At 72.4% G+C, this 7,394-nt stretch carries 19 protein-coding genes; all 19 read left to right on the top strand.

Annotation, left to right across the window (positions count from 1 at the left end):
• Positions 1 to 143 precede the first annotated feature (143 nt).
• The 19 genes from DQ384_RS36390 to DQ384_RS36465 all read left to right on the top strand — a co-directional run bounded on the left by DQ384_RS36390 (position 144) and on the right by DQ384_RS36465 (position 7,307).
• Entirely contained in the window at positions 144 to 806 is a 663-nt protein-coding gene (locus DQ384_RS36390; RefSeq protein WP_114033418.1) for a hypothetical protein, read from the top strand.
• On the top strand, positions 803 to 1,435 hold the full coding sequence (locus DQ384_RS36395; RefSeq protein WP_114033419.1) for a hypothetical protein: 633 nt from the start codon (positions 803 to 805) through the stop codon (positions 1,433 to 1,435). Before DQ384_RS36390 ends, DQ384_RS36395 begins: the two co-directional genes overlap by 4 nt.
• Complete coding sequence (locus DQ384_RS36400) at positions 1,435 to 1,824, top strand: hypothetical protein (protein WP_114033420.1); 390 nt, start codon at positions 1,435 to 1,437, stop codon at positions 1,822 to 1,824. The genes DQ384_RS36395 and DQ384_RS36400 overlap by 1 nt, the downstream gene beginning before the upstream one ends.
• A complete protein-coding gene (locus tag DQ384_RS36405) occupies positions 1,821 to 2,240 on the top strand; it encodes a hypothetical protein (protein ID WP_114033421.1) in 420 nt (139 codons plus the stop codon). The genes DQ384_RS36400 and DQ384_RS36405 overlap by 4 nt, the downstream gene beginning before the upstream one ends.
• A gap of 60 nt (positions 2,241 to 2,300) precedes the next feature.
• Positions 2,301 to 2,594 (top strand): hypothetical protein, encoded by a 294-nt coding sequence (locus tag DQ384_RS36410; protein WP_114033422.1) that lies wholly within the window; start codon positions 2,301 to 2,303, stop codon positions 2,592 to 2,594.
• Positions 2,591 to 2,998 (top strand): hypothetical protein, encoded by a 408-nt coding sequence (locus tag DQ384_RS36415; protein WP_114033423.1) that lies wholly within the window; start codon positions 2,591 to 2,593, stop codon positions 2,996 to 2,998. The genes DQ384_RS36410 and DQ384_RS36415 overlap by 4 nt, the downstream gene beginning before the upstream one ends.
• On the top strand, positions 2,982 to 3,182 hold the full coding sequence (locus DQ384_RS36420) for a hypothetical protein (protein WP_114033424.1): 201 nt from the start codon (positions 2,982 to 2,984) through the stop codon (positions 3,180 to 3,182). Before DQ384_RS36415 ends, DQ384_RS36420 begins: the two co-directional genes overlap by 17 nt.
• A complete protein-coding gene (locus tag DQ384_RS36425) occupies positions 3,173 to 3,436 on the top strand; it encodes a hypothetical protein (protein WP_114033425.1) in 264 nt (87 codons plus the stop codon). Before DQ384_RS36420 ends, DQ384_RS36425 begins: the two co-directional genes overlap by 10 nt.
• Positions 3,426 to 3,590, top strand: coding sequence for a hypothetical protein (locus DQ384_RS41790; RefSeq protein WP_181871606.1), 165 nt, complete (start codon positions 3,426 to 3,428; stop codon positions 3,588 to 3,590). The genes DQ384_RS36425 and DQ384_RS41790 overlap by 11 nt, the downstream gene beginning before the upstream one ends.
• On the top strand, positions 3,587 to 3,988 hold the full coding sequence (locus DQ384_RS36430) for a hypothetical protein (RefSeq protein WP_114033426.1): 402 nt from the start codon (positions 3,587 to 3,589) through the stop codon (positions 3,986 to 3,988). The genes DQ384_RS41790 and DQ384_RS36430 overlap by 4 nt, the downstream gene beginning before the upstream one ends.
• Before the next feature lie 5 nt (positions 3,989 to 3,993).
• A complete protein-coding gene (locus tag DQ384_RS36435) occupies positions 3,994 to 4,365 on the top strand; it encodes a hypothetical protein (RefSeq protein ID WP_147269013.1) in 372 nt (123 codons plus the stop codon).
• Positions 4,358 to 4,582: a hypothetical protein gene (locus tag DQ384_RS36440; protein ID WP_114033428.1), complete on the top strand. Its 225-nt coding sequence runs from the start codon at positions 4,358 to 4,360 to the stop codon at positions 4,580 to 4,582. The genes DQ384_RS36435 and DQ384_RS36440 overlap by 8 nt, the downstream gene beginning before the upstream one ends.
• Complete coding sequence (locus DQ384_RS36445; RefSeq protein WP_114033429.1) at positions 4,575 to 4,808, top strand: hypothetical protein; 234 nt, start codon at positions 4,575 to 4,577, stop codon at positions 4,806 to 4,808. Before DQ384_RS36440 ends, DQ384_RS36445 begins: the two co-directional genes overlap by 8 nt.
• Complete coding sequence (locus DQ384_RS36450; protein ID WP_114033430.1) at positions 4,805 to 5,233, top strand: hypothetical protein; 429 nt, start codon at positions 4,805 to 4,807, stop codon at positions 5,231 to 5,233. Before DQ384_RS36445 ends, DQ384_RS36450 begins: the two co-directional genes overlap by 4 nt.
• Complete coding sequence (locus tag DQ384_RS41795) at positions 5,230 to 5,385, top strand: hypothetical protein (protein WP_181871607.1); 156 nt, start codon at positions 5,230 to 5,232, stop codon at positions 5,383 to 5,385. The genes DQ384_RS36450 and DQ384_RS41795 overlap by 4 nt, the downstream gene beginning before the upstream one ends.
• Before the next feature lie 93 nt (positions 5,386 to 5,478).
• The gene (locus DQ384_RS40645) at positions 5,479 to 6,468 is read left to right on the top strand and encodes a hypothetical protein (protein ID WP_147269014.1); all 990 of its coding nucleotides are present in this window, start codon (positions 5,479 to 5,481) and stop codon (positions 6,466 to 6,468) included.
• Positions 6,465 to 6,734 (top strand): hypothetical protein, encoded by a 270-nt coding sequence (locus tag DQ384_RS36460; protein WP_114033432.1) that lies wholly within the window; start codon positions 6,465 to 6,467, stop codon positions 6,732 to 6,734. The genes DQ384_RS40645 and DQ384_RS36460 overlap by 4 nt, the downstream gene beginning before the upstream one ends.
• Positions 6,731 to 6,982, top strand: a complete 252-nt coding sequence (locus tag DQ384_RS40650) for a hypothetical protein (RefSeq protein ID WP_147269015.1) — start codon at positions 6,731 to 6,733, stop codon at positions 6,980 to 6,982. The genes DQ384_RS36460 and DQ384_RS40650 overlap by 4 nt, the downstream gene beginning before the upstream one ends.
• A gap of 52 nt (positions 6,983 to 7,034) precedes the next feature.
• Positions 7,035 to 7,307, top strand: coding sequence for a hypothetical protein (locus DQ384_RS36465; RefSeq protein ID WP_114033433.1), 273 nt, complete (start codon positions 7,035 to 7,037; stop codon positions 7,305 to 7,307).
• Positions 7,308 to 7,394: the final 87 nt, after the last annotated feature.

Here is a 7,394-nt window from a genome sequence, read left to right on the forward strand (position 1 = left end):
CGCCCGGAGCCGAAGGTCGGGGCGCGTTCCGTCGTCATCGTCGAGACCTCGGTCGGTGATGTCTGGACCTCCTGGTATCCCCCCGTGCCCGCGCCGCCGGTGCCGAGCTGACCTTCTCACCCCACCCACCCGAAAGGATCTTGATGTCTACCACCCAGCTCACCATCCGGGAGACCCGGATCGGTGAGGAGACCGTCTGCTCGATCGACTTCTTCTCGCGCCTGATCGGCGCCATCGAGGACGGCAACTGGCGCTACGCCCGTGACAAGCTGCGCCAGCTGCAGAACACGCTGGCCACCCTGGCCGCGCAGCTCAACCGCACCGGCCCGGCCTCCGGGGCGCCGGTGGCGGCGTACGTGGCCAAGCACTCCCAGCACTACCGGATCGGCCGTGCCCTGTACGGCGCGGCCGCCCCGGCGAGCCCGGCCGTCAGCCCGCTGGCGCAGGCCGAGGACGCCAAGGGGCGCCGCGACATCGTCGGCGAGCTCGACGCACTGACGGACGGCCAGCGCTCCATGGAATCCGCGCCCTGGTACCCCGCACGGGCCGGAGACGTGGTGCACATCCACTACGAAGGCGTCCCCGCCGTGACGCCGACCTTGGGGGAGACGTACGTCGTCGAGCACTCCGCCACCGAAGGCGGCCTGTTGCTGAGGGCGCTCCACCACACCCCCGGCATGGTCGGCCCGGGTGCCTTCGCCCCCGGGCTGGTCGACGACCCGCTGATGGAGATCTGGTTCGAGGCCGGGCCCGCCGCTTTGACGATCGTCCGTGACGGCCGCGTCGTCCACGGCGGTGCCCGGTGACCACGCCGCCCTGGAAGTGGTGGGACCGCAGCAGGGTCCTCATCTCCCAGGTGCGCAGCGTCACCGGCGACCTGGAGCGGGACACGTTGCTGGCCGCGCTCGTCGCCATCGAGCACCGCATGGGGCACCGCCGCGGCTGGGACCAGCCCGCCCGGCTGTGGACGCTGCACCTGGCCGACGTCGACTCCGGCGCCATCGAGGCGCGAACCATGCCGCCACGGACCTGGCAGAGCGGCCATCACCGTAACCCGGCCGACGCGCTGATGGCCCACGCGGCCCGGCTGCCCGACCCGCCGGCCGGTGCGCCGATGGTGCGGTTCGCCGACAGCCCTGACGGGCTGGCCGGTGTGGCCTTCATGGCCGAAGGGTTCTCCGTGCCGCCCGCGCTGCTCACCGCCGAGCAGCGCACCCGCGCCGCCGACGGGGAGCGGGTCGCCCTGGACCACCCCGAGCGGACCGAGATCCGCACGCTCACGGCGGTCGACATCAACGGCCGGGTCTACCACGTACAGCGGTTCCGCGACGAGGACCCGACGGCACGAACCCAGGACACCGACCGGGGCCGCGTGCCGTGGGCCCTTGGCCGGATCGCGGCCCAATTCCGCCCTACCGAGAGAAAGGAGTCGTGATGCGACCGCAGGACCAGCACGTGCCGCCCCTTCACGACCCGCACCTGCGGGCCATCACCCGGGCGATCAAGACCAGCGACGGCGGCCTGTCCCCGGAGGACCTGGCGCTCAACGTCTACACCGCGCTGTACGGCCGCACGGGCCAGCAGGTCGAGATCTCGCCAGTGGTCGCCGCGCACGTCCTGTGGCACCTGCACGCTCGTGGCGGACAGCCCGCCTCGGCGTTCAGGACCACGCTCATCCTCGCCATCTCCATGGCCGAGGCGGAGCATCGCGTCCGCCTGGCCCGCGCCTACCCCGACTACGTGGCCGCGCTGACCATGGGCCAGGCGGGCGGCCACGGCATCGCCGAGCTTCAGGCCATCGCCGCCCGGGACGGTGACCTGTGATCGTCGAGGACGAGAACGGCCGCGACATCGACCTGCGCGACCTGGCCGACGAGCGTGAGCCCGAGCCTCCTGACCCGGAGGACGAGATGCTCATGCTGGAGGAGATCGAGGCACTCCTGGAGCAGACGACCGGTGCCCTGAACCCGGCTGGTCACCAGGTGCTCAACTTCGCCGTCCCGCAGCTGCTGGCCCGTGTCCGGCTACTTGAGGCCACGCTGGCCGACGAGCGCCAGCGGCGCAACAGCTGCACGCACGTGCACGAGTACGTGATCACCCACGGACGGCCGGACGACAGCACCTCGCGGGTCACCGTTCAGCAGGCCGACCACGCCCACGACCACCCCGAGGGCGGCAAGCCGTGGGCGCGCACCATCAGCACCACGCCGTGGGAGCCGCACACCCCGCCGCCGTTCTAGCCGCTCACGTCACCCGCCGTGCCAGCGGCGGGCGACACCACCCCTGAGCAGGAGATACGCATGTTCGATCTTACGACCCCCGAGGAGTCCACCGTCGCCGACGCCCACGCCGGCGACCTCATCGAGATCACCGCCTGCACCCAGCCCCAGGGCTGCCACCACGACCCGGGCACCTGCCCCCGCGGCTGGCGCCCCCCGGTCCGGCTCGTCACCGAGCCCGCCCCGTGCCCCGACGACTGCGGCAGCCTGCGCTGCGTCGCCGTCGACCACCTGGGCCACAAGATCCCCGTCCACGCCGCTCCCACCCGCCAGACGCGGGTGTGGCAGCACGGCCCCACCAGGAGATCCGCATGACGTTCCCCCACCCCCTGCCCATCGACGCCTTCCCGCGCGCCGTCTTCGCCAGCGACCAGCGCGCCGTCCCCGAGGCGATCGGCGTCGACCAGGGAGAGCACACGATCACCCTGCGCGCGGCCGGGCTGATGCTCTCGACCCCGCGCCAGGCCGACGACACCCGGATCCTCGGCTCGATCGAGGCGGCCCGCCTGATCAGCCAGGCCGCCGAGCGGTACGGCGCGCTGCTGCGCGCCGAGCTCGAGCGGCGCCAGCGCGAGCAGCAGGCCGAGCTCGCGCACGTGTCCGAGCGCGGCCATCCCTACCCCGACCCGCCCGCCGGTGACCCGGCCGAGGCGTACCACACGCTCGCGCTGCCCGAGGGCGGGACGCTCACGGAGGCCGCGGATGCCGCTCAGCACTGACCACCCGCAGGAGGTCTTCGCCACGCAGTCCCGCGTCGCCGGCCTGCGGGCCACGGGCACCGTGCTGGGCACCGGCGAGCTGCGCGGCGTCCCGGTGGTATACGTGCGCTGGGACGGCGAGGCGGACCGCACGGAGACCGTCTTGACGTCCGGGCTGCGCAGCCTGGAGGCCTGGTGGGGCTGACCTGGGGCCACGATCTGCCGGCCAGGTCCGCCAAGCCCGACGGCCAGGCCCTGGCCGAGCGGCTCATGGACGCCCTGGGCCGGACCGCGTGCACGCGTACTGACCTGTACGGCACGCGCGCGCTCGCCCGCGCCGCGCTGCGCCGCCGCCGTCGTGGCCTGGTCGGCTGGTTGCGGCACCGGCGCTGGCGGCCCTTCGTGTGTGCGTGCGGCTGGTGGCACCTCGACCCTCGCGGCCGTCGCCGTGCTAGCTGAGCGCGCCGGGAGGGCCCGCCCCCTCCCGGCCCTGCTCGCCCTCCTGGTCGCCGCCGCGTGCACGCCGGTCGCCCCCCCGCCGCACCCCCGCGAGGTCGTCCGCACCGGGACGACCGACCACCCGTTCATCACCACCACACCGGAGACCCGATGACCAGCATCACCACCCGCGCGGTCGAGATCGCACAGGGCTTTCAGTCGCTCACCATCGAGGCCAACGACTGGGCCCACAAGCTCACGGCCCCCCGCGACGTCGCCGCCGAGCTGGTCGACCGCATCGCCGCCGGCGAAACCGAGGCCGAGGTCACGCCCACGGTCGCGGGCCACGTCCTGCACCACTACGGGTTCACCGGCGGCATGGAGCCCGGCGCCTTCACCAAGCACCTCATCGAGGCCCTCGTGCGCGCCGACCGGCAGCACTGGCTACGCCTGTACACCGTCTACCCCGCCTACGCCCAAGCGGTCCACTGGGCCGCCAACACCGAGGACGGCACCCGCCGCCTCCAGGACCTCGCCAAGCAGCGCCTGGTCACGCCGCAGGACGGTGCGTGATGGCGATGACCGTGCATGAGGCCATCGCGGCGCAGGTCGTGCTACGCCGCCTGGTGAGCGGGTCTCTGGACCAGAGCCCCGCCGGCCGCCGGGAGCTGACGCAGGCGGTGGAGCGGCTCGCGGGTCGGGCGCACAGGACGATGAAGGCCGGAGTGACCGCCGAGCAGGTACGCGTGCAGCTCGCCGAGCTGTACCGGACCGAGAAGCGGTGGGGCGACGCGATCGACTGGCTGCTCAACAGCCGGTACATGGACCCCGAGGCCCTGGTCGCGTTCTGGGGCGTGGTGGACGGCCGCTGGTCAGTGGACGACGCCGACAAGGGCTCCATTGACGGCACGCCGCTCACCGAGATCCCCGCCGAGGACGCCGATGAGTGACCGCTCCCTGCACAACGACCGCGAGCAGGCCAAGCGCGGCAAGTCCTCCCGCCCCAAGCACCCGCACGAGGCCGGGCGGGCGGTGTTCGACCACGACGGCAACCTCGTCGCCGTCCTGCGCGGCCGCGACCTGACCGACGCCGACGTCGACCAGGCCCGTGCCCTGGTCGCGTGGATGCCCGACTACACCACGGCGATCGGCGGCGGCCATGGCTAAGCCGTACGGCGTGATCCAGACCGTCCGCGTGGACAGCCACGGCGCGCGCACGGTCCGCTTCTGGAACGTCACCATCGCGGCGGCCGACGCTCTCGACCGCGAGCTCGTCGAGCACCTGGGCCCGCCGCACGCCGAGGGCACCTACACCGCCGAGGCGACCGGCATGCTCGCCCAGGCCGCCGAGCAGATACCGGGTATCGCCGTCACCCAGGACGGCGAGTCATGACCGGCCGCAGCGTGCTGGACTACGCCGCCGACGCCCTGAACGCCGCCCTGCGCAGCGATGGCGACGCCCCCGTCAACGCCATCTCGGCTCTGTCGCAACAGCACGGGGGCGAAGGCGTGGGGCAGGCCATGGTCGCGTGGATCGACACGCTCATCGCCCGCACACCCGGCCTCGCCCGGGGCATGCGCGTCCGCTTGGTCTGGGAGGACTTCCAGACCAGGCAGCGCAGCGACATCAGCGACGTCGACCCGGTGGAGATGTGGGCCGGGCAGCTCATCGCCGCGCGCGTCGCGGACGACCGCGACACCTTCCGTGCGCTTCTGCAGGCCATCCCCTGCGGCGACTCCGATGCGCCCGGCTCGTACGTGGGCGGGTTGCTGGAGGCGGTGGCGCTCAACCTCGAACACGTCCCGAGGTTGCCATGAGGCGGCTGCTGTCGTGCCTGCGGCGCGGCCACTGGCCGCGCATCCATCGCTCGCCGCGCGCGGTGATCTGCCTGCGCTGCCTGCCCTGCATGACGTGCGGCGGCACCACCGCGGCGTGCGTCGGCTGGTGCGCGGAGGCCGACCGGCCATGACCCTTCAGCATCTGCTCAGGCGCCCGGAGAAGCGATTACAGGTCCAGCCCCGGGAGGAGTGACCGCACACACACGACACGGGACAGGAGAGGCATGCAGGCGGGAGACCCGATCTACTGGACGTGGGTCCGCATCCTGCGGCGCGTTGATCTGAGCTTCAACCCCGATCCGAACGGGAACCCGAAGAAGCGCGTCTCGGCCGGCACGGTTCAGCACGTGGCCCTGGTCGCGGTCACCTACGGCAATCCGGACGGTACCCGTATCCATCCAGGTATCGAACGGCTGGCCCGTGTCTGTCGCAAGGATGAGAAGACCATCCGCGACTGTCTGGCCCGGCTGCGCGAGGTCGGCCTGTTGGTGCGCGTCTTCGAGGGCAGCTCGGCCGGGCGGGGGTCCAAGTCCGACGAGCACCACCTGGCCATCCCGCCAGACCTTCTGACCCGGTTGCCGATGCTCGATCCTGACGAAGCAGAGCTGATCGTGCCTCCCGGGGTGCAGGCGCCTCCAGCGAAGAAGCCGCGGGCGAAGCCTGCCAGATCACCGGGTGCAGCACCCGCTGATACCGCACCGGGGACAGGACGGCACAGGAAGCCCGATGCCACATCACCGGGTGCTGCACCCGGTGATCCGCCTGTGGATAACCCCGGAACACCGGGTGCAGCACCCCCTGATGGCGAACTACTCGGCGGTAATGACCGGGTGCTGCACCCCGGAACACCGGGTGCTGCACCCGAGAACACCGGGTGCAGCACCCCCCCACCTACACATAGACCTACACAGAGACCGGACCAGCACACAGACATCTCTCCGTACGGCGCTGAGGTGGAAGGGAAGCGGGCCGCGCGCCACGAGCCTTCGGCCGAGAAGTCTCCTCCCCGGTATCGCCAGCCGCCGCTGCTGCTCGCCGTGCCGGATCCGGAGCCGGGCGACACCGCCGAGTACGAGCGCGCCTCCAAGGCGCTGGCCGCCCTGCCGGACTTCGGATCGGCCCTCATGCACCAGGCGCGCGCCGAACTCGGCGCCAACGCCCCGATCGCCGCCGTCGTCATCCACGCCCACGCCCTGTCCCGGAGGTCCGCATGACCTGGCCCTGGCTGCCGCCCCTCCTGCTCGTCTGGGCGCTCGTCGGAGCCGTCATCGCCCACCCCGCCTTCGGCCGGATCTGGGCCGGTGTCCGGCTCGGCGGACGCCACCCAGCAGGCGCGGTCACGGCCGCCGTGCTGTGGGCCGAGTGCCTGCTGGTCGCCGGCATGGCCGGGGTCGTGTGGCCGATCCCCCTGGCCGTTCACATCCGCCAGGCCGAGCTGGCCCGGCACGGCACCCGCCAAGAGGAGCACGACCGCACATGACTCAGACCCCGCTGTGGGAGGTCCCCCAGCCCGAGGACCCGCCGCCCGAGGACCCGCCGCCCGCGCGACGTCGGCGGCGCTGGGTGGCCCGCTGCGACGACTGCGACCGCCGCATCTGGGCCACGACTCCCTACGCGCCGGGCCCGACGGCCGACGCCGCGGCGGCAAATGCCGTCGCAAGGCCGCCAGAGCCTGGCGGCGCCTCGGCCTGCGCCTGCCACGGCGCACGGGCCGCATCCGCCGGATGAAGCCCGGCGACGACCAACTGTCCATCCTCGATCCACTCGACCAGGAGAACCCGTGATCAAGACCACCGACAAGAAGATCAAAGTACTCGCCGTCCGCGCGACAGCCCTGCTCGTCCCCGTCGCCGGGACCATGCTGATCCTGGTCCCCGACCTGATCAACGTGCTGCGCGTCCTCGGCGCCCTGGCATCACTGCTGGTCGCCTTCTACGTCCTGTCCAGGCCCGACACCCCGCCCCCGCGGCCCTCCTGGGCGGCCTACCGCGACGCCTTCTTCGCCGCCTTCCCTGTTGCCCGGCGCCGAAATTGCCGACGAGGTAGGCGCTGAGGATGCCGATGATCTGGGATGAGAACACCCCGCCGTGGGTGGTCCGGCGGGGTGTTCATCGGCGAGGTGTCGTTGTTCGTCGGCATG

Origin of the sequence: Sphaerisporangium album, from assembly GCF_003323745.1 — a bacterium.
Classification (GTDB): domain Bacteria; phylum Actinomycetota; class Actinomycetes; order Streptosporangiales; family Streptosporangiaceae; genus Sphaerisporangium; species Sphaerisporangium album.

Excerpts from the sequence above, each read along its gene's own strand:
- DQ384_RS36445 (WP_114033429.1), top strand. The coding sequence starts at position 4,575 with ATGGCTAAGCCGTACGGCGTGATCCAGACCGTCCGCGTGGACAGCCAC.
- DQ384_RS36435 (WP_147269013.1), top strand. The coding sequence starts at position 3,994 with ATGACCGTGCATGAGGCCATCGCGGCGCAGGTCGTGCTACGCCGCCTG.
- DQ384_RS36410 (WP_114033422.1), top strand. The coding sequence starts at position 2,301 with ATGTTCGATCTTACGACCCCCGAGGAGTCCACCGTCGCCGACGCCCAC.
- DQ384_RS36440 (WP_114033428.1), top strand. The coding sequence starts at position 4,358 with ATGAGTGACCGCTCCCTGCACAACGACCGCGAGCAGGCCAAGCGCGGC.
- DQ384_RS36450 (WP_114033430.1), top strand. The coding sequence starts at position 4,805 with ATGACCGGCCGCAGCGTGCTGGACTACGCCGCCGACGCCCTGAACGCC.
- DQ384_RS40650 (WP_147269015.1), top strand. The coding sequence starts at position 6,731 with ATGACTCAGACCCCGCTGTGGGAGGTCCCCCAGCCCGAGGACCCGCCG.
- DQ384_RS40645 (WP_147269014.1), top strand. The coding sequence starts at position 5,479 with ATGCAGGCGGGAGACCCGATCTACTGGACGTGGGTCCGCATCCTGCGG.
- DQ384_RS36415 (WP_114033423.1), top strand. The coding sequence starts at position 2,591 with ATGACGTTCCCCCACCCCCTGCCCATCGACGCCTTCCCGCGCGCCGTC.
- DQ384_RS41795 (WP_181871607.1), top strand. The coding sequence starts at position 5,230 with ATGAGGCGGCTGCTGTCGTGCCTGCGGCGCGGCCACTGGCCGCGCATC.
- DQ384_RS36390 (WP_114033418.1), top strand. The coding sequence starts at position 144 with ATGTCTACCACCCAGCTCACCATCCGGGAGACCCGGATCGGTGAGGAG.
- DQ384_RS36430 (WP_114033426.1), top strand. The coding sequence starts at position 3,587 with ATGACCAGCATCACCACCCGCGCGGTCGAGATCGCACAGGGCTTTCAG.
- DQ384_RS36400 (WP_114033420.1), top strand. The coding sequence starts at position 1,435 with ATGCGACCGCAGGACCAGCACGTGCCGCCCCTTCACGACCCGCACCTG.
- DQ384_RS36460 (WP_114033432.1), top strand. The coding sequence starts at position 6,465 with ATGACCTGGCCCTGGCTGCCGCCCCTCCTGCTCGTCTGGGCGCTCGTC.
- DQ384_RS36420 (WP_114033424.1), top strand. The coding sequence starts at position 2,982 with ATGCCGCTCAGCACTGACCACCCGCAGGAGGTCTTCGCCACGCAGTCC.